Source organism: Paenibacillus sp. p3-SID867 (assembly GCF_025142895.1).
In the GTDB taxonomy this organism is placed as follows: Bacteria; Bacillota; Bacilli; order Paenibacillales; family Paenibacillaceae; genus Paenibacillus_AQ.
The window spans coordinates 454,357-474,932 of sequence record NZ_JAMBDM010000004.1 but is presented as its reverse complement, the minus strand read 5'-3'; the positions used below and the strand labels follow the sequence as shown (position 1 = coordinate 474,932).

Genomic DNA, 20,576 nt, shown 5'->3' with positions numbered 1-20,576 from the left:
CACTACTCGTAGGGGACAAAATAACAAATCGTTTCAGTATTTTACGATTATCGAATAAAGGGGGGCGAGATGCTCAGGCGCCAAGAATAAAGCGGACCGGCGGATTAGGCTTTGTGGAACTCGGTGGGACTCCGCCCGGTATGCTTTTTGAACAGTGTGGTGAAGTACGGAACATTCCGGTAACCGACCCGCTCGGCGATTTCAGCGATCAGCAGTTTTTTCTCGAGAACCATGCTCTTGGCTCTTTCCATGCGCACCCTAGTCAGATAATCGCCAAAGGTTTCACCTGTAAACTGGCGGAATAAGGTGCTGAGATAGTTTTTGGAGATATACACCTGGTCGGCCACATCCTGAAGATGGATGTTCTCGGCGTAATGCTCATGAATGTATTGGATGATATAATCGACCGTTTCCTTATGCTTGAGGTTTTCATTGGGCGTGTAACGCGAACAGATTCGTTTCACTTTTTCCGCTACCCATGCTTTCCACTGCTGGGCATCTTCCAATTGCTCCTGTTCTTTGGTTAAGTCCGCGAGAGATAGCTCATCGTCAAGCCGAATGCCGGACTCGTACAGGGTAAAGGAGAGGATGGCGAACAGCTGGGTTCCGATGGCGGCAAGCTCATCGGGCTGGAGCTGAGCCGCGCCGCCGTCTTTGCGGAAGAAGTCGTCCAGCGCCAGCAGCGCCCTGGGCTCATCGAAGGTGCGCACGGCGTCGGTCATCTCCTGGAAAAATCGCACCGGCCGTACGTTCCGCGGCGCTGTACGCCGGAAGCCGCCTTCGCTATATACGTAGACACAGGGATGGGCGACATTCGGTTCGTGCCGCTCGGCGAGTGCTTGAAACGCTTCTTCGGTGGAGTCGGAGATGGCAAGCCAGTCGTCCTTGCGAAGACCGGCACCGATGTGCAGCTTGACCTTGAGGAATCGATGCACGGACGAAATGATTCGCCCTGCCAGCGCCAGAACTTCCGAGCGGAACGCCTCTGTCGGCCAGGTGAGGGGCTTATACAGCAGTAGTGCCATGTGGTGACTGTGCAGCTCCAGGAAATAGCTGCGCAGCCCATCCTGCCCGGCCAGCTCTTCCACCGTATTGCCTACGGCGAAACGGAACAGGTGCCAGTCCCGGACGGAGATGCCTTCCATGCGTCCCTGGCGCTTGATTTCTAAGGCCAGCATCATGAATTGGGCATTCTTCCAGCCCAGCCGCTCCAGCATACGGGAGGGATCCGTCAGCGGGGAGGAGGTCCCTCCGATGAGGATGGATTTGACCCATTCCCTTTCCAGATACGGCTCATACTCCATGAGCTGGTTTTGAAGCTCCCGCTCTCTGTTTTCCAGCGCACGGCGTTCCGCAAGCTCGCGGGTAACACGCTGCAGCACCTCGCGGATCGTGGTCGGTGAGGCCGGCTTGGGCAAGTAATCGTCGACCTGAAGCCGAAGCGCCTTACGAGCGTAATCAAAATCCGAGTACCCGCTTAAAATGATGATTTTGCCGGCATACTGCTGCTTACGGAGCTGTTCGATCATGTCGAGACCGTTCATCACCGGCATGTAAATATCCGTGATGACGATGTCGGGTTGGCTTGTTTCAATCAGCCGAAGTCCTTCTTCACCATCCATGGCCTCCAAGACGAGCCGAACTCCGAGCTGCTCCCAGGGAATCAGCCGGGACATGCCGCCGAGCACTTGCCGGTCGTCATCCACGATAGCGATGGTCCACATGGTTTCCTCCCCCTTCCTGATCCTGATCCCACTGCTGATTTAGCCTTGGCAAATAGATCTCCGCTTCGGTGCCCGGCGGATCGGTACGGTTTCGAAGCGAAACGCCAAAGGGCGGACCGAAATAAACCTGAATGCGCTCCGTCACGTTGCGGATGCCATATCCGCCCGTCGGATGGCGTTTGCGCGTTTTCCAGTCGGCACTCAGCCCGATGCCGTCGTCCCGAATCCGAATCCGGATGCCTCGGTCCTCTTCCGCGCAAGTCAGATGGATCCGGCCCTGGCGTTTGCCATGAAAACCGTGCATAACGGCATTTTCCACAAAGGGCTGCAGGGTCAGTCTCGGAATCATCAGCTGCCGCAAATCCTCCGGGCAATCGAAGTGCCATTCCAATCCTTCACCCCACTTGAACTGCTGGATTTTCAGATAGCAATCAACGTGCAGAAGCTCTTCCTGAATCGAAATCATGGATTCACCGCCCGACAGTCCGATGCGGAACATCTGCCCCATCAGCTCGAGTACGTGGCTGATCTTCTCCTGGCCGGCTTCAAGCGCCATCCAGTTCAGCTGGTCCAGGGTATTGTAGAGAAAATGGGGGTTAATCATCGCTTGAAGCGCCTTGATCTCCGCTTCGCGCTGCGCTTTATAGTGCTGCTCCAGCGACGCATACAGCGTTTCGATCCGCTCGGTGAGCTTGCGGTAGCCGCTGAACAGGCTGCCGAATTCGTTGCGGTATTCCGTCGGCAGCGGCTGCCCGCGTTTCCCGGGATTGAACGCCTGCATCAGCTGAACCAGCTTCCGAATCGGCCGTGTGAAATTTCGGGAAAGGAACAACGTGAAGAACAGGGACAGCAGTATGGCGGCGGCTCCAACCACGGCCATCGTCCACGCGAGGCGGACACTCCCGCTGGTGATTTCCTTCCAGGGCGTAAGCTCCACCAGCATCCAGCTGCCGGGGGACGTCCGTGACCACACGGTGAGCATGTCCTTCTCCGGGAGCGAGCCGGCGGCGGCCAGCAGCTGATGCGCATGGCCGGCGTCCCCGCTGACCCGCTCCAGGATGGCGTTGATTTCCCCGGGGGGCGGAGCAATCCGGGTGTGCATGATCATCCGGCCGCCGGAGTCGAGCAGCAGTCGACTGGCCGAGGAGTTGTCTTCCGTCAGAATTTCCTGCAAAAATTTAACCCGAACATTGATGATCAAAATTCCCCGGTTTACGCCGTCCAGCGTGGTGATTTTCCGGACGAAGCTGATCACCTGCTGCTTTCCCTGCGGCGAACCGACCTCGCGCTGGCCGATCCAGAGAAAATCGGATTTGTCGACGGCCGGATACCAGCTCTCCCCGCTGGCCGAGGCGAGCGGGAGGTATTGAATGTTGGCGTTGGGATCAACCTGAAGCGGATCTTTCATATAAATCTGAAAGGAAAACATGGAGCGCGAGCTGTTCAGCATCGGCGCCAAATAATCCCGGTTCAGCTCGTCGCTGGCTTTCTTGCGTGCATAATAATCTCCTTTCATCGTTATATAGTTGACCAGAGGGGAGTTGATGGACACGGCCAGCGAGGTTTGCTCCACAGCGCTCATCTGGTCGGTAAGCTGCTTGTTAAGCTGCTGCAGCACCGCCTGCTGGTACATGGAGGCGCTGTCCGCCTGCTCATCTGCCGAAAATCGATAGCTGACAATCATCATAATCGTGATGAGAACCGCGATAAAACCGGCAAAGCTGAAGAAAAAAACGTAATCGATGCGGAACGTGCGAAACGGATTCATGCGTTTTTCCCTCCCCTTGGAAGCCATGAGGACTCTGCATTCACGCTGCTGCCTCAATGTCCATGTTGGTTGGCGGAAGCCGGATGCTTGAACCTCTCCGTCTTGACCGCTGCCTGAAGAAGAGCTGGAAGAACACGGCACAGTATCCGTTTACCGCTCTGAAACTTAACCTTTCAGCCCGGTTGTGGCGATCCCTTCCACGAAATGCTTTTGCGCCAGAAAGAAAATGATCACCGGCGGGAGCACGGAGAGCAGGGATACGGCAAGCAGCTGCCCCCACGGAACGGCCGACTGGGAGTCGATGAACATCCTGAGCGCGAGCGGGACAGTATACTTGTCCACGGTATTCAGATAAATCAGCGGCCCAAAGTATTCGTCCCAGCCCCAAATAAACGAGAAGATCGTAACGGTGATGAGTGCCGGCAGGGTCAGCGGCATGATGATGCGCAGATAAATGCCGAACCAGGAGCAGCCGTCGATTTTCGCTGACTCATCGAGCTCCCGCGGAATGCCGCGGATGAATTGGACAATCAGGAAAATAAAGAAGGCTCCGCCCATGGCTGACGGGACGATCAGCGGCAGATAGGTATTGATCCAGTCGAAGGAATGGAACATCGTATACTGCGGGATGAGCGTGACCTGTCCCGGAAGCATCAGGGTCATGAGCAGGATGGAAAACCATAACCCCTTCAGCGGGAAGGTCAGCCTGGCGAAGCCGAAAGCCACCAGGCTGGCTGAAATGACATGAATGATTGTGGTCGCCACGTTGAGCTTGAGGCTGTTCATAAAGAAGCGTGTAAATGTATACTTGGGCAGTGCCATCCAGCCTTCCGTATAATTTTGCCACAACCATACTTTAGGGAACAGGGTGGGTAGACTGATTTCCGGTGTTGATTTGAAGGAGGCTCCGATCCACCAAAGCACGGGATAAAACATCACGAAACAGAATGCAATCATCACCATATGGACCAGCCAGTTTTGTTTATTATGTGAACCTGTCATTTGCGGCCCTCCGTTTCGGTTTCGTAGAAGACCCAGTATTTGGACGCGACAAAATTAAGCGCCGTGGCGATGCCGATAATAACGAGCAATATCCAGGCCAGGGCCGAGGCGTAGCCCATCTGCAGGGAACCAAAGGCTTTATTGTACAGGAACAGGGCAAACATCTCGGTTGAATTGACCGGTCCTCCATTCGTGACAACAAAAGCCGAAGTGAACATCTGGAATGCGTTGATGATGCCCATGATCAGATTAAACAGGATGACCGGGGACAACATGGGCAGGGTAATCCGGATGAACTTGCGGAGCGGCGAGGCCCCGTCCACGGAGGCGGCCTCATACAGCTCACTTGGGATTTGCTTGAGACCGGCAAGGAAAATAATCATCGATGAACCGAACTGCCAGGCCGTCAGCAGCACCAGGGTGCCGAGGGCGGTGGAGGGGGTGCCGATCCAGTTTTTGGGGGCGATCCCGACCCAAATCACGAGCTGATTAATGAAGCCGTTCAAACCGAAAATATTGCGCCATAGCACGGCCACCGCCAAGCTCCCGCCGATCAGAGAGGGCAGGTAAATGATGGTCCGGTAAAAGGATATGCCCCGGATGTTCCGGTTCAGCAGCAGGGCTACAGCCAGCGCCACCAGCAGTTTCAGCGGCACGGAAGCGATCACGTACAGAAATGTCACCTTCAGCGAATTGAAGAAGAGCCGGTCGTGAGCGATATCCTGGTAGTTCTCAAGTCCGATCCAGCGGGCCGGCTCCAGCAGCGAATACTCGGTGAAGGATAAATAGAAGGACTGGATAATGGGCCACAGCTGTAAAATAAGAAAGCCCAGCAGCCAGGGAGCGATGAACAGGTAGCCGGCTAACGGAGCATTCCAGCGCCCTTTGAGTGTTTTGGCAACCGCTTTCATATTCTTGTCCAGCTTGGCCTTGCCCACCGGCTGTGCCGTTTGTGCATTCATGATTAATCACCTCTCGCCTATTGATAGCTTCCATTGTATCCTGATGAAAATCAGGCCTGTAGGCGAAAGATGCACAAATTCTTTCATTATTGAATGATTAAGGAGTGAGTTCAGGAGAAAGTGAATACATGCCCGATAACAAGGTTGCCTAAGGTCAATCCATCTTGGCATCCCATTAAAGCAAACGGGCAGTTTAGTGGAATATATTATCCATTTATGGGTGATGAATTCCATGCTAAACTATTCTTTTGAATGTTTTACGCTACCAGGACAATTAAATGTTTCAGAAAGGAAGTCCCCTTTGCCCAAGCACATAAAGATCTACGTACTAATACTTATTATTTTCATATTAATAAACGCTGCGATGTACAAACATTTGGAAAACCAATCATCTGTAAAATACAATGATCTCTATTCACTGTATCAGCAGAAGAACGACTCGGCATTTGTCTATTTAGTAAAGCACGCTTCTGAAATGAATCCGTTTGCTGACACTTTAATGGCAATTAGTGAGTCGAAGGAAAATGAAGATCCTGCTAAGATTCGGCAATTGATCGATAAGGCGAAGATCCAAGCGGAAGAAATCGATGAGCAACTGTTAACAATCATTGAATTTAGCGATACCTTCAGAAACAATGCTGTTCCTCAGCTTTCAGTTAATAATACGGCAATGACAACGAATATGCAGCAGGATATGTTTTATCTTGCAACTCAGGCAAGGACATGGCCACCGTTATACCATATAAGCTATTTGTATTGGAAGTCTAATCCTAAAACAATAGACGCCAAGACTAGAGAAACCTTGCGCTCATTGGCGACTGAGCTCCGCGCGTTAAACGAAACGATTACGTCGATTAAGGATGACGCACATCACATGTTTTTCCAAGATCAAATAGAGTCACATAAAGCGGAGATACTACGGCAGTTGAAACCACACCTTGAAAGAATGAAAAAGATCCAAGAGGATTTTACAGGACATAATTCTCTCCAAGAGGACTAAGGATCGTCAACGGTTATGTTTTGATTACTGGCAGGCATGGTTTTCCCAACTAACGGGAGAAGTAGGTCAATTTACAAGGAGCAGTTTGCTGCGGCAGGTGCTCCTTCTTTACTTTAATCCATATATTTACAATGTGAACAAAGATCATGTATATTAAGTATTAAATATCTGGTATGTGTGACTGGCGTAAAAGTGGATTGAACCACGAGGAAGCACATATTTTATATGCCGTACGCCTGGGCAAAGTGTTTGATCTTTTGATCAAGCGCTTTATTTATTTTTCAAGGAATGAAAGGACTGGTAGCGGCGATGAAAATAGCGTTTGTGTTATTCGATGGAATGACAAGCATGGACTTAGCTGGATTTTATGAAGCAGTGACCTGGCTAGCGATCCTGAAAGCGAAGGAAAACGTATCATGGACGTTTTGTGCAGACAGGCCGGAGATCACGGATGACCGGGGGCTTAAAATGAAGTCCGATGCGGTGTTGCCTAATTTAGGTGAATTTGATTTAGTGTTTTTCCCTGGGGGCTTATCAACCAGAACGCTTCGATTTGATGAGGATTTCATGAGCTGGGTTCGGACAGCGGAGCTTGTACCGTATGCGATTTCTATTTGTACTGGGGCTTTGCTAATGGGCGCAGCTGGTTTCCTGAATGGGAAAAGGGCTACTACCAACTCATCAGCATATGATTTACTGGCTCCTTATTGTGCGGAAGTGATTTCTGCTCGTGTTGTGCGTGATGGTAATACGGTAACTGGTGCGGGGGTTACGGCTTCCATCGACTTGGGGCTATACTTGGTCGAAATGTTGACGACCAAGGAGACAGTTCTTCAAGTTCAGCAGAAGATGGAGTATCCATATTATAAAGCAGGTAACTTAAGAGACGTGTATATGCACTATTCTTCAAAAGGAGGATAAGATGATTGTTCGTGTTCTTCAAGCGCATGTCAGCCGGCTGTGCACTTGTTAAAAATCTATAAGAGGAGTACAAATAGTCTTTTCAAGATTATGTAACATAAAATCAAATAGTTTTTTGAATTTGTTAACTCCCTTCATTGCTTTCAAATCACATATGTTTAATGACCACGTCCATGCTATGGAAGTCGTGATGCTTTAGACTTGTTTTTCTTCCGCTCTTTAAAAAAGTGTTGGTAAACTCCGCTCATTCTTCTATGATGAAATTACTTCAAATCGACGATGAGATAAGGAATTATTCGCTTTAGGGGGATGCCTATGGGAAGAAAAGCGTGGTTTTACCGTCAGCTTTTATCGTATATGCCGGTCTTCTTTATCGTGATTTCATTTGTGTTTTTTGTCTTTTTCCAGATGCTCGGGGAACAGTCTCGGCAAGGTGCGATTCAGGCCAATGAGACGATGATTCATCAGGCGATGCGTTCGGTGGACAACTCGCTGAAGGCCATCGATCAGATGCTCGTGCAGGAATTGTTGTTCAACCCCGATATGTCGGGATTTTTCAATCATGAGGATCAGGACAACGTCTATTTGAACATGCAGGCGGTGAAGGCCATGAAGCAGTTCAAGGTGTCCAATCCGCTTGTGGATTCCATGGTGCTCGTGCGGACCCAGGATGAGTTCGTGTTGAGTACTTCGTCCTCGTTCAACTTGCAGGATTATGCGGATTATGACTTTCTCAAGCCTTATTTGGGCCAGGTCAATAGTGAAGCAAAGTGGAGTGCGATGCGGAATTTCCGGGAGTTCAGCTTCAACAGTATGCAGCATGTGGTGACCCTGGTGCGAGATGCACCCTTCGTTACCCATGGGAAAGGCGTTATTGCCGTTAATATCAAGGTGGACGCCATACAAAACATGATTCAGGGCATGGTAAATCCCGATGTTAGTTTCATTCATATGAAGGATACGCAGGGGCAGTCCATGCTCCCCGGTACCTCCATGGCAGAGAGTGGGGAGCTTGTCTCCAAGGCGATTTCGCCTTATACCGGGTGGGTATATGAGGGAGGTCTTACCCAAGGCAGAGTGGTCGGTATCGTCAGCCAGCTGTACAATATCTGGTTTATCGTTGGCTTGCTCATGTGCGTTGCCGGGGTCGTCTGGATCGTAGTGGTTACGCGCCGAAACTATAAGCCGATTGAAGCCATCGTGTCCCGGATTCATAACTATTCACAGTCTAAAACGAGCGCGCTGATCCATAACAGCAAACAGGATGAGTTCGCATTTATCGAATCGGCACTCGAAAGTATGCTGGAACAGGCGAGCAGCTTTCAACAGCAGCATCGGGAGGATTTGCTGCTGCGCAGAGCGTATCTGTTCCAGCAGCTGATGGAGGGGCAGTACCCGTCCCATATGGAGCAGTGGAATGAGCAGCGGGACGTCATGGGACTGCCGGACTTGTCCGAATCACAGATCGTCAATGTCATCGAAATCGATAAATATCCATTGTTCTGCGAGCAGTACCCGCAGCAGGACCAGTATTTGATCAAATTTGCCCTCAAAAGTGTCGTTCAAGAAATTGCAGCCGGGCAGGAAACGAGTGTTTGGACAGAATGGATATCCGCTTCGAAGCTGGGCGTGATGACGATGGCGGACGACCAGGACGCAGCACAGCATGTGGTCACGCTGCTTGAGCAGACCCGCCAGTGGGTGGAGCAGCATCTGAAGCTGACCATAACCGTTGGTATGGGGGAGAAAACAGAGCGATATACGGATATCCCGGACTCCTATGATCAGGCACGCACCGCATTGAAATACAAAATGATCCTCGGTGAGAACCGAATCATTCATTACACCCAAGTATCCGGGGAGGAGCGGGGCCATGCCTTTGATTTCTTGAACCTGATCCGTTCGATGGCTCAATCCTTCCGGCTCGGCAACAGGGATTGGCAGGAGAAATACAATGCCCTCATCCTTAACATTGGACAAAACATGCTGGACCGGGACGGCGTGGTGAACCTGGTGGATTACATGATGTACTCGCTCGGACGTGAGATGTCGTGCATGGCAAAAGAATTTCAGGATTTGTGGCTGACAGAGGGGCAGCCTGCGTTACGGAACGCGCTTCAATCATCCGATACATTGGAGCAGCTGGAACAGGAGTTCGGGGAGGCTTTATCCGCTCTGTACGACAGTATGCTCGCTCTCATGGAGGGCCGGAATCATGCGGACACGATTCAGAAGGTGCGCTTGTTTATGGAGCAGAACTCGAGCAATCCGGATCTGTCTCTCAATTATTTAAGCGAACGCTTCAATATGAACTGGAAGACGCTGAGCAAGCTGTTCCGGGAGGAGACCGGCCAGAAATTCGTGGATTATTTAATTGAGCTGCGGATGAACCATGCCCGGAAGCTGCTCGAGGAGACCATGCTGCCTGTACAAGATATCGCGACCGAAGTTGGGTATTCCAATGCCATCTCGTTTGGCCGGATGTTTAAAAAGCTGATGGGGATGTCACCGGGGGATTACCGTGAGCAGGCTGCTTATAAGCAGCAGAATTACGGGAACTAACGATCCTTCTAACTGCTTCATGCGTACTGAATCAAGTAGAGAATCCTTCTGACCAGGTCATGCATATATAACCAAGCAAAAGAGTCCTGCGGATGAACCGTCCCGCGGGCTTTTTGCTGTAAACGGAGATAGGTTTAGCCACGGAAAAAGGTTTATTCGCCCTTACGGCCTGTCGGACCTTACGTTCCACTGTTCGCGGAAATACGTTGATTCGGAGAATCTTGTTTATTGATCGGATGGCGTTGTCGGCCCTAGACTTGGGATCAACACAAAGCGAAGGAGGGTGACCCAAGTGGCTCGTATGAGCAGCGCAATCCCAGTACCTGCAGATGCACAGGCGCCAACGAATTTACCGCCAAACAAGCCCATGAACCGAACGAGGAAGAAGCTGATGAAGCACTGGCAATTCTATCTGCTCGTGTTCTTCCCGTTAGTCTACATCATCCTCTTCAAATACGTTCCGATGTTCGGCGTCTTGATTGCATTCAAGGAATACAACGTCGTACAGGGGATATTCGGCAGTCCCTGGGTAGGGTTCGATTATTTCAAGCAATTGTTCGATGCTCCGTTCTTCTGGCAGTATGTCCGCAACACGCTCGAGATTTCCCTGTACGGCCTGCTGGTCGGTTTCCCGGCCCCCATTCTGTTAGCGTTGGCACTGAATGAAATCCGAAACGGCCGCTTCAAGAAAACCGTCCAGATGGTGACATACGCGCCGTACTTTATATCAACGGTGGTCATCGTCTCGATTCTGATCGTGAACCTCTCGCCCAACACGGGGCTGATGAGCAATCTATTCCGGGCACTGGGGCTTGAGACCGTTGATTTCCTTGGCGTGCCGGAACTGTTTAAGTCAATCTATGTCTGGTCCGATGTGTGGCAGTTCACCGGTTACGGTGCCATCATCTATATTGCGGCCTTGGCGGGAGTCAACCCGGATCTGTACGAGGCGGCAAGAGTGGACGGGGCAACCCGGCTTCAAAAGATCATTAATATCGATATTCCCAGCTTGTTTCCGGTCATCGTCATTTTGCTCATATTGAACCTGGGCAATCTGATGAGTCTAGGCTTTGAGAAAATTTATCTCATGCAAAACCCGCTCAATCAGAACACGTCCGAAGTCATCTCTACCTATGTGTACAAGGTCGGCCTGCTCGGAGCCAACTTCAGCTTCTCCGCCGCCATCGGCCTGTTCAATTCCGTTATCAATTTCATACTGTTGGTCATCGTCAATTACGTATCCCGAAAAGTTTCATCCACAAGTCTATGGTAGGAGGTAGCGCATGAGCAGATCAACCGTACGGGAGTCCGCTGCAGACCGGATTTTCCTTGGTATCGTGTATTTGTTTCTGTCTGTCGTACTGATCGTCATCCTGTTTCCGCTGCTGCATATTGTAAGCGCATCCTTTAGCTCTCCGGGCGCAGTGTCCTCGGGCAAAGTGTGGCTGTGGCCGGTGGATGTGACCCTGATCGGCTACAAAGCGGTATTCCAAAATTCCAACATTCTGATCGGGTTTGGCAACTCGCTGTTCTATGCCGTTGTCGGCACGATCGTGAATGTCGCATTCACCGTGATGCTTGCCTATCCACTCGCCCGCAAAACGTTTTACGTTCGCAACATCATCATGATGCTGCTGGTGTTCACGATGTTTTTTGACGGCGGGCTCATTCCGAACTATCTTCTTGTGAAGTCGCTCGGCATGCTCGATACGCGCTGGGCCATGATTATACCGGGGGCGCTAGCCGTGTTTCAGGTCATCATCGCCAGAACCTTTTTTCAGACAACGATTCCGGATGAATTGGCCGAAGCGGCCGAGATGGACGGGAGCAGCGACATTACCTTTTTCCTTAAAATCGTCCTTCCGCTATCGAAGCCGATTCTGGCCGTGCTCGCACTCATGTATGCCGTTGGCCATTGGAACTCCTATTTTAACGCCTTAATTTATTTGAAGGACAGCAGCCTGTTTCCGCTTCAGATCTTCCTGAGGGATATTCTGATCCTGAATTCCGTCAGCGCCGAGATGGTGACGAACGTCAACGAACTGCTGGTCCGTGAAGGGCTGAAGGATTTGCTGAAGTATTCGCTGATCGTGGTGGCAAGCGCCCCGGTATTGATCATTTACCCGTTTGTGCAGAAGTATTTTGTCAAAGGCGTAATGATCGGTTCTTTAAAAGGGTGATTCTTATTCCGTGAAGGAGGTGATGCCGGCACTATAGAATAGGTAATTCTGATGATCGGACACATAGGGGGTATATGCAAAATTACAGCTCGTCATGCGAAGTACGGGCAAGCATTTCATATTAGGGAGGAATTCATTTGAAAAGGTTCACTGGAATAGGTTTAAGTCTGGTTCTCGTGGCAGTGCTGGTTCTATCCGCTTGCGGCAAGACGAGTGAAACAGGAACTGAAGGACCGGCAAGCCCTCCGGGGTCAGAGGGACCCGTTGAACTGTCGGTATTTGCTCCCCAGTCCGCCGGCATCGAGAGTCTCGATGTCAATCCATTCTCCAAGCATATCGAAGAGAAGCTGGGGATTACGTTCAAATGGAATACGACGCCCGACGCGGTATTTAACGATAAGAAACTGCTGATGCTGGCAAGCGGTGACTATCCGGCGCTCATTATGAATGCCGGCATATCCAAGGCGGATCAGATCAAGTACGGTATGCAGGGGGCCTTTATTCCCTTGAATGATTTAATCGACCAGCATGCACCTAACATAAAAAAAGCGATGGAGGAAGTCTCCTATTTAAAATCGGCGATGACCGCGCCGGACGGAAATATATACGCGCTTCCGAAGGTGAACGAGTGCCTGCACTGCACGTATGGACAGCGGATGTGGATCAATACGACCTGGCTTGAGAAGTTAGGTCTAGAGATGCCAACCACGACCGATGAATTTTATCAAGTGCTGAAAGCCTTTAAAGAGCAGGACCCGAACGGGAACGGCAAGGCCGACGAAATTCCGATGACTACTTCTCTTGATGTGTGGGGAGGAGGAGTTGATGCCTTTTTGATGAATGCTTTTATATATAACAATGGCACGACCTATCTAAGCGTGAAGGATGGCAAGGTGATTCTGTCCGCGGCTGAGTCCGAATGGAAGGAAGGCTTGAAATATCTCAGCAAGCTGTACAGTGAAGGACTGATTGACAAAGGAGCGTTTACGCAAAACGGCGATGCCGTCAAGCAGCTCGGGAACAAAGCGGACAATGTGGTCGGCGCCGTTGGTTATGCGCTGATCAGCAGCGTGCTGGAGCCGACCGACGCGAAGCCCCGTCATAAGGAATACGATGTTGTTCCGCCGCTGAAAGGACCGAACGGCGTGCAGCTTGCAGGTTATAGCGTCGGAGCAGGAGACGGATCGTTTGTCATTACGAACAAAGCGACGGAGGAGCAGCGGATCGCGGCCATTAAGCTGGCGGATTACCTGTTCTCCGAAGAAGGCACCGTGATGACTTCCTGGGGTTTTGAAGGAGATGGATGGCGGAAGGCGGAGTCCGGCGCGCTTGATTACAACGGCGAGCCGGCTGCATATGAAGCGCTGAAACGGGATGTGCCAGAGGGATCGCTTGACGTAACCTGGTGGCAGCTCGGCACGATGCTGATGGTGAATTCCCTCCGCGAATCCTTTGTCGCTCCGGAAGATCCGCTCGGAAACGGAGCCTACGAATATCGCTTGTGGCTGGCTGCGAAGAAATACGAGCCTTTTGCCCAACCGGAGCTTGTGTACCCGACGGATGTGTTCATCGATCCGAAAGACGCAACCTTCATCGCGCAGATTCAGAAGACGATTCAGGATTACGTGAAATCGAATCTGGCCCAATTCGTTACCGGCAGCAAGGATATCGAGAAGGACTGGGATGCCTATGTCAGCGGATTTAAAGGATTGCAGCTGGATAAGTATCTGGAGATTCATCAGAAAGCATTAGACAACCAAGGATAGAGGTATAGGAGGTTTATCGCTTGCACAATTTCATTGAATACGCGGCCAATATTAAGCCCTCGGAACGTCAATTAGCCGTCCAGGAGATGGAGTTCTACGCCTTCTTTCATTTTACCATCAATACGTTCACGGATATGGAATGGGGCACGGGAAAAGAAGATCCGGCCCTGTTCAATCCGGAGCAGTTGGATGCGGATCAGTGGGTGCGCGCTTGTGTCAGTGCCGGCATGCGCGGCTTGATCCTGACCTGCAAGCATCATGACGGCTTCTGTTTATGGCCGAGTCAGTATACGGAGCATTCCGTGAAGAGCAGCCCGTGGCGAAACGGACGCGGGGATGTGGTGAAGGAGGTTGCCGATGCCTGCAGGAGAGGGGGAATCAAGTTCGGCATCTACTTGTCCCCCTGGGACCGCCATGAACCGTCGTATGGGGATTCGCCGCGGTACAATCAATTTTTTCTGAATCAGCTAAGAGAGCTCCTGACCGGCTACGGCGGGATATTCAGCGTCTGGTTTGACGGCGCCTGCGGTGAAGGTCCGAATGGCAAGCGTCAGGAATACGATTGGGAGTCGTACTACGCCCTGATTCGGGAACTGCAGCCGAATGCCGCCATCTCGGTATGCGGACCGGACATTCGCTGGTGCGGGAATGAAGCGGGGCAATGCAGGGAGTCGGAGTGGAGCGTCGTTCCGGCGTCGCTGCGTCAGAATGAAGCGATCCAGGAAAAGTCGCAGCAAACCGATGACCGGGAGTTTGCGCGCCGCTATGAATCGAGCGAAGAGGATCTCGGCAGCCGGAGCGTCATTCAGGGCGAGAAGGAGCTGGTATGGTATCCGGCCGAAGTCAATACCTCGATCCGTCCCGGCTGGTTCTACCATGCGTCCGAAGACGATAAAGTCCGATCGCTGGAAGAATTGCTGCATATTTATTACGGCTCGGTTGGCGGCAATGCCACCTTTCTGCTCAATATTCCGCCGGATCCCCGCGGACTTGTTCATGAGAACGATCTGCAGCGTCTGCAGGAACTGGGTGACGCCATTCGAAACACATTTGAAACCAATCTGGCTGCTGATGCGGATGTTACGGCATCCGAGACGAAGGCGGGGCTGGAGGCTCGAATTGTTGTCGATGGCAGAAAGGATACGTATTGGAGCCCTGAGGAGGGCACGGAATACGCCGTGATTGAGCTGGACCTTGGGCGGGCGATCGATTTTGATCATATCGTATTGGCTGAATACCGGTACGGGCAGCGGATCGAGCGATTCGAGCTTGAATATATGGAAAACGGGAACTGGCACACGATTCAATCCGGGACGGTAATCGGGCGCAAACGCATCTGCCGCTTTCCCGCTGTACGGGCTCAATATATCCGGCTTACCATTTTGGAATCGAGATGGTGTCCGCGTCTGTCCGGCTTTGAAGTATATCGGAGTTCGACGGATTGGTGAAAGAATTCTAACATTCGGCGGAATTTCGGTATGGTGCGATAATAAGGCGGCCATCGCAAAAGGGCGGTGGCTCCTTTTGTTCGAAAACGCAAAATTTACCTTCCGTTCCATCCAGATTAGTGTAAGATGTACGTGAAAGTATCCCATTTCATTGTAGAGAGGATGTAACCTGCATGAGCCATTCCGTATCATTTGAGACCCGGCTGTTAAGCTCTTTGTCCAAAGTATTTGCCGATGAAGAACTGTCCCAGGCCTCGTATGACAGAGGGTCTTCGTTTGGCAATGAGACGTACTCGTTTCAAGTTGCATACCGTTCCAATCGTTTGTTAAAAAACATCCGGGTTCACCTGCAATCATCATTGAGTGATCGGATTACCATCCGTTCTGTAGGCCTTGTTCCATCGGAGCTGCCTACGTATCATGATCATGATGAGTTTATCTTAAGAGCTGCCCCCGGGCTGTATCCGGACCCGTTGCTGCCTCTGGCATCAGAGCCTGTTGTAACCGGATGCCCGAACCAGTGGAGAAGTCTGTGGTTTACGGTACAGCCTGAGGGTGAGATCAAGGGCGGTACATATGAAATCCGGATCCGTTTTGAAGCGGAATCGGGCGAGTCGCTTGGAGAAGAGGTGTTCACGCTCGAAGTGATACCGGCAACCTTGCCGGACCAGACGCTGATTCATACGGAATGGTTCCATGCCGATTGTTTGGCGAACTACTACGAGGTGGAGATATTTAGTGAACGGCACTGGGCGTTGATCGGTCAGTTTATGCAGACCGCCGCTCAGAATGGCATCAATATGATCCTGACCCCATTGTTTACGCCTCCGCTGGATACGGAAGTGGGGGGAGATCGGCCAACGGTGCAGCTGGTTGACGTCGCCGTAACCTCGGATGGAGCGTATACGTTTGGTTTTGATAAGCTGGACCGCTGGGCAGACCTGTGTGATTCTAATGGGATTCAGTTCCTGGAATTTTCTCATCTTTTCACCCAGTGGGGAGCCGGGCATGCTCCGAAGATTATCGCTAATGTGAACGGAAAGCCCGAGAAGCTGTTCGGATGGGAGACGGATGCGACAGGAGAACAGTATCATGCCTTCATCAGACAATTCATACCGGCCCTGACCGGCTGGATTGAAGGCCGGGGACTTAAGCAGCGCTGCTATTTCCATGTTTCCGATGAGCCGTCCGTGTCCCATCTGGAGGCTTACGGTCATGCAAGCCGGCTGATGAACGAGCTGCTGCCGGATTACCCGATCATTGACGCGCTCTCCGATATTTCGTTTTATGAGGAAGGGCTTGTGAAGCGCCCGATTCCTGCAAGCAACCACATCGAGCCTTTCTTGGATCAGGAGGTAACGCCGCTGTGGACCTATTATTGCTGTTCCCAGTACAAGGATGTGTCCAACCGATTCTTCAATCTGTCCTCGGCAAGAAACCGGATCATCGGGATTCAGCTGTATAAGTTTAACATCGAGGGATTTCTCCACTGGGGATATAACTTTTGGAACTCGCAATACTCGAAGCGCGCCATTGACCCGTTCAAGGTGACGGATGCGGATTGCGGTTTTCCTTCCGGAGATGCTTTCGTGGTATATCCAGGCGAGGAAGGACCGATCGAATCGATTCGGCTGAAAGTATTCCAGGAAGCGCTTCAGGATTTGAGAGCGCTTCAGCTGCTGGAGACGCAGATCGGCAGGGAGGCTGTGCTCCAGGCGCTGGAGGAAGGGCTTGACGAGCCGATCACCTTTAAGACGTATCCGAGGGAGCAGGAGTGGCTGCTCTCGAAGCGGCAGTGGATCAACGATAAGATCAAGGAAAGTTTGGTTGTGAAGTAACCGCACCGCGCTTACGACATATAAAGCCTATTCATCATGGTCAATCAGACCGCATAAATTCTGTGCAAAAACGGCCCCATCTTCCTTTGAGAAGGTGGGGCCGTTTTGATTTGCATCACGATTTGTTTTATCGCGAGATGAATACCAAGAATGTTCTTTCTTGCTTGTGCATGATCTCGTATGGTTCCATGATAAAGAGAAAGTGCATGTATTCAAGGTATACCGGCGCAAAGGGCAGTCCGATCCTAGAGATGACATGGCCTGGGTTCTGCCAAGATTATCGGCAAACCACGCCCGAGGCGAAAGAGGCCCGCTGTGGTTCTAGTGGTGCCGCCGAAATTATGCCATCATTAGAGCAAGGGGGAAATGAACGATGTATTTGGATTTCAAGTTGGCGAATGACCGCCCGGCGTACATTCAAGTCAAGGATTACATGAAGCGCTTGATGACAACCGGGGCGCTGCAAGCCGATCAGAAGCTCCCCTCCACGCGTGAGCTAAGCGCGCTGTTTCGAGTGGGCCGTAATACGGTGCTGAGCGCATACTCGGATTTGGAGGACGAAGGTTATATCTATGCGGTTAAAGGGCAAGGGCACTTTGTTGTCCCTTCGATCAGCGGAGCACCCATGCAGCCCGATGGCAAACGGCTGGATTGGGGGCCTCGCCTGAACGAATACGCCAAGCTTGCGGAAGCCAATGATCTGATGAAACACGGCATCCGCGCTGAGAAGGGCTCTATATCTTTTACCAGCATCGCCCCCGATGAGAAGCTGTTCGATCTGCCAAATGTCAAGCGCGCATTTCTGGACCGAATGTCGCTTGAAGGTGATGTACTTCTAAACTACGGTTACGCCAAGGGTTATAAACCCCTTATTGATTACCTCCTCCGTTATATGGAGAACAAGGGCGTGAATATTCAAGGTAAGGATATGCTGATCACCAGTGGTTTTACGGAAGGCTTAAGTCTGGTGCTATCCGCCCTGAACAAAGGGCATGGCCGCATTCTGTGCGAGAATCCCACCCATCATACAGCCATAAAAAATTTTAAAATGCACGGGTATGCCATTACCGGCGTCGAGATGGAGCCAGACGGCATCAGCCTGACAGGGCTCGAACGCGAGCTGTCGGAGCGGACGTACGACATGGCCTACCTTGTGCCTTCCTATCATAATCCTACAGGAATCGTCATGTCTCACCAGAAGAGGCTGGAAGCGCTCCGGCTGCTGAATGAGTACGAAATTCCCGTTATTGAAGATGGTTTCAACGAAGAGCTGCGCTATTCGGGCTCACATATCGCGCCTCTTGTTGCATGTGCAGGCGGCGAGAACAACAGCGTGATCTATTTAGGCAGCTTCTCCAAGATTCTGTTTCCCGGCCTGCGAGTCGGATGGGTGCTGGCCGACAAGACCTTGATTCATTATTTGGAAAGCGTAAAGCGCGCCCGGAGCATTCATACGTCGACCCTGGATCAGTCCCTGCTCTTTCAATATTTGTACAACGGCAACTTCGAGAAATATTTAAAGAGAGCGAAGGCCGAGTACAAGCGAAAATATGAGCTTGCTATCCGCTGCTGCGAGGAATGGCTCCCGATGGAGCGGTTGTCCGGTGACGGCGGGCTTCACCTGTTCGTTGAATTCGGTCCCGGCTTCCGGACCCGGGAGCTGCTGGAAGCCTGCTCAGCCCAGGGCGTGGTATTCACGCCGGGCGACATTTTCTTTACCGATGGCGGCGGCCATCACACCATGCGTCTTGGATTCTCCCGCGTCTCCGATGAGAACATCGAGAAGGGGATCCGCATCATCGGCGAGGCGGCGAGGAAGCTGATGTAAACGGGATGGAACGGAGAAGGCAGAATTATTCTGGAGAAGCGCAGCGCTCTCCTGAAAGCTTTCCAAAGGAAAGCTCGCATCGAAAGCATTAACCCGTCGGATTTCAACAATGAATACTCAAATCAGTGGAAATCTGAGGGCAACAGAGATCGAAGAATCATCCGCATGCGGAGTGATGATTAACATACAAAGAATACTTCTCCGAGAAATCGTGGGCTGCAACGGAGAAGGCGGAATTATTCTGTAGAAGCGGAGCGTTCTCCTTTGCAATCGGATTTCAACAACGAGTATTCAAATCAGTAGAAATCTGAGGGCAACAGAGATCGGAAGAATAATCCGCATGCGGAGTGATGATTAACATACAAAGAATACTTCTCCGAGAAATCATGGGCTGCAACGGAGAAGGCGGAATTATTCTGTAGAAGCGAAGCGTTCTCCTTTGCCTTCGGATTTCAACAACGAATTTTCAAATCAGTGGAAATCTGAGGGCAACAGAGATCGGAAGAATCATCCGCATGCGGAGTGATCATCAGCTTACAGGGAAGTTGGTCTGAGAAAAAGATCGCTGGTTGCACGGAGAAGTCGGAAGAATCATCCGCAAGTGGAGTGATGCATAGGCAATCAGCTTGAAGAAATTATTTAGGAGGTCTACATCATGAAGGTTGGCGTCATCATGGGAGGCGTATCCTCCGAGCGGGAAGTTTCGCTCATGACCGGCAAAGAGATGATCGCTCATCTGGATAAAAACCGCTACGAGGTTTATCCGATCGAGATTAACGATAAACGCGAGCTGATCAGCAAAACCGAAGGCATCGATATGGCTTTACTCGCCCTGCACGGGCAATACGGGGAAGACGGGACGGTGCAAGGCACACTCGACTCCCTGGGCATTCCGTATACTGGCAGCGGCGTTCTTTCCAGCAGCGTCTGCATGGATAAAGATTTGAGCAAGAAGCTGCTGCGGTACGAGGGATTGACTACAGCCGATTGGATCATGGTCAGCAGTATGGAGGAGTTGGCCGCCGCTGACGTGGAGGGACTCCTCGGTTATCCTGTCGTAGTGAAGCCGAACGCAGGCGGGTCCAGTGTTGGTACTCGGATCGTGCGTGATGCGGCTGCCCTTGCCTCCGCCGTAGAAGAGGCATTGCGATGGGACCGCTTCGTGATGATCGAGCAAATGGTCGAGGGAGAAGAGATCACTTGCCCGATTTTGAACGGTGAGATGCTCCCGATTGTGTCCATCAAGCCGAACTCCGAATTCTTCGATTACACATCCAAATACGAAGAAGGCGAGGCGGATGAGCAAGTGATTGAGCTTCCCGCCGAACTTCAGCAGCAGGTGCGCACGGCTGCGCTTCAATGCTACAAGGCGCTGAAGTGCAGCGTGTATGCCCGGATCGATATCATCCTGAAGGAAGAGATTCCGTATATTTTGGAGGTTAACACGCTCCCGGGTTTAACGAAGAACAGTTTGCTGCCCAGAAGCGCGGAAGCGGCGGGCTATTCGTTCAGCGCACTTTTGGATGCCATCATTGAAACTTCATTATCGGAACGAAAAAGCGAAGGCAAGGAGTAGA

The 20,576-nt window shown here is 51.4% G+C and carries 14 protein-coding genes and 1 riboswitch; of the genes, 10 read left to right on the top strand and 4 right to left on the bottom strand.

Annotated features, from left to right (window positions below; translation table 11 throughout):
• Positions 1 to 104: 104 nt before the first annotated feature.
• The 4 genes from M4D81_RS11295 to M4D81_RS11280 form a co-directional block, all read right to left on the bottom strand.
• The gene (locus M4D81_RS11295) at positions 105 to 1,724 is read right to left on the bottom strand and encodes a response regulator transcription factor (RefSeq protein ID WP_260066293.1); all 1,620 of its coding nucleotides are present in this window, start codon (positions 1,722 to 1,724) and stop codon (positions 105 to 107) included.
• Positions 1,699 to 3,492, bottom strand: coding sequence for a cache domain-containing sensor histidine kinase (locus tag M4D81_RS11290; protein WP_260066291.1), 1,794 nt, complete (start codon positions 3,490 to 3,492; stop codon positions 1,699 to 1,701). Before M4D81_RS11290 ends, M4D81_RS11295 begins: the two co-directional genes overlap by 26 nt.
• Before the next feature lie 165 nt (positions 3,493 to 3,657).
• Positions 3,658 to 4,494, bottom strand: coding sequence for a carbohydrate ABC transporter permease (locus M4D81_RS11285; protein WP_260066289.1), 837 nt, complete (start codon positions 4,492 to 4,494; stop codon positions 3,658 to 3,660).
• Positions 4,491 to 5,456, bottom strand: a complete 966-nt coding sequence (locus M4D81_RS11280) for a carbohydrate ABC transporter permease (protein WP_260066287.1) — start codon at positions 5,454 to 5,456, stop codon at positions 4,491 to 4,493. The genes M4D81_RS11285 and M4D81_RS11280 overlap by 4 nt, the downstream gene beginning before the upstream one ends.
• Before the next feature lie 232 nt (positions 5,457 to 5,688).
• Here M4D81_RS11280 and M4D81_RS11275 point away from each other — a divergent pair, with 232 nt between their 5' ends.
• The 10 genes from M4D81_RS11275 (at position 5,689) to M4D81_RS11230 (ending at position 20,575) form a co-directional block, all read left to right on the top strand.
• Positions 5,689 to 6,456, top strand: a complete 768-nt coding sequence (locus M4D81_RS11275) for a hypothetical protein (protein ID WP_260066285.1) — start codon at positions 5,689 to 5,691, stop codon at positions 6,454 to 6,456.
• Positions 6,457 to 6,623: 167 nt separating this feature from the next.
• Positions 6,624 to 6,705, top strand: a riboswitch (ZMP/ZTP riboswitch).
• 60 nt (positions 6,706 to 6,765) lie between these two features.
• Positions 6,766 to 7,377 carry a DJ-1/PfpI family protein gene (locus M4D81_RS11270; protein ID WP_260066284.1) on the top strand — a complete coding sequence of 204 codons (612 nt, stop codon included), beginning with the start codon at positions 6,766 to 6,768 and terminating at the stop codon, positions 7,375 to 7,377.
• Between the two features lie 315 nt (positions 7,378 to 7,692).
• Positions 7,693 to 9,939, top strand: coding sequence for a helix-turn-helix domain-containing protein (locus M4D81_RS11265; RefSeq protein ID WP_260066282.1), 2,247 nt, complete (start codon positions 7,693 to 7,695; stop codon positions 9,937 to 9,939).
• A gap of 301 nt (positions 9,940 to 10,240) precedes the next feature.
• Positions 10,241 to 11,212 carry an ABC transporter permease gene (locus M4D81_RS11260; protein WP_397376679.1) on the top strand — a complete coding sequence of 324 codons (972 nt, stop codon included), beginning with the start codon at positions 10,241 to 10,243 and terminating at the stop codon, positions 11,210 to 11,212.
• 10 nt (positions 11,213 to 11,222) lie between these two features.
• Positions 11,223 to 12,119, top strand: coding sequence for a carbohydrate ABC transporter permease (locus tag M4D81_RS11255; protein WP_071223167.1), 897 nt, complete (start codon positions 11,223 to 11,225; stop codon positions 12,117 to 12,119).
• Positions 12,120 to 12,256: 137 nt separating this feature from the next.
• Positions 12,257 to 13,885 carry an ABC transporter substrate-binding protein gene (locus M4D81_RS11250; protein WP_260066279.1) on the top strand — a complete coding sequence of 543 codons (1,629 nt, stop codon included), beginning with the start codon at positions 12,257 to 12,259 and terminating at the stop codon, positions 13,883 to 13,885.
• Between the two features lie 20 nt (positions 13,886 to 13,905).
• Complete coding sequence (locus M4D81_RS11245; protein ID WP_260066278.1) at positions 13,906 to 15,333, top strand: alpha-L-fucosidase; 1,428 nt, start codon at positions 13,906 to 13,908, stop codon at positions 15,331 to 15,333.
• A 173-nt stretch (positions 15,334 to 15,506) separates the two neighbouring features.
• Positions 15,507 to 17,171: a DUF4091 domain-containing protein gene (locus M4D81_RS11240; protein ID WP_260066277.1), complete on the top strand. Its 1,665-nt coding sequence runs from the start codon at positions 15,507 to 15,509 to the stop codon at positions 17,169 to 17,171.
• Between the two features lie 373 nt (positions 17,172 to 17,544).
• A complete protein-coding gene (locus tag M4D81_RS11235; RefSeq protein WP_260066276.1) occupies positions 17,545 to 18,999 on the top strand; it encodes an aminotransferase-like domain-containing protein in 1,455 nt (484 codons plus the stop codon).
• Positions 19,000 to 19,654: 655 nt separating this feature from the next.
• Positions 19,655 to 20,575 (top strand): D-alanine--D-alanine ligase, encoded by a 921-nt coding sequence (locus M4D81_RS11230; protein WP_260066274.1) that lies wholly within the window; start codon positions 19,655 to 19,657, stop codon positions 20,573 to 20,575.
• Position 20,576 lies beyond the last annotated feature (1 nt).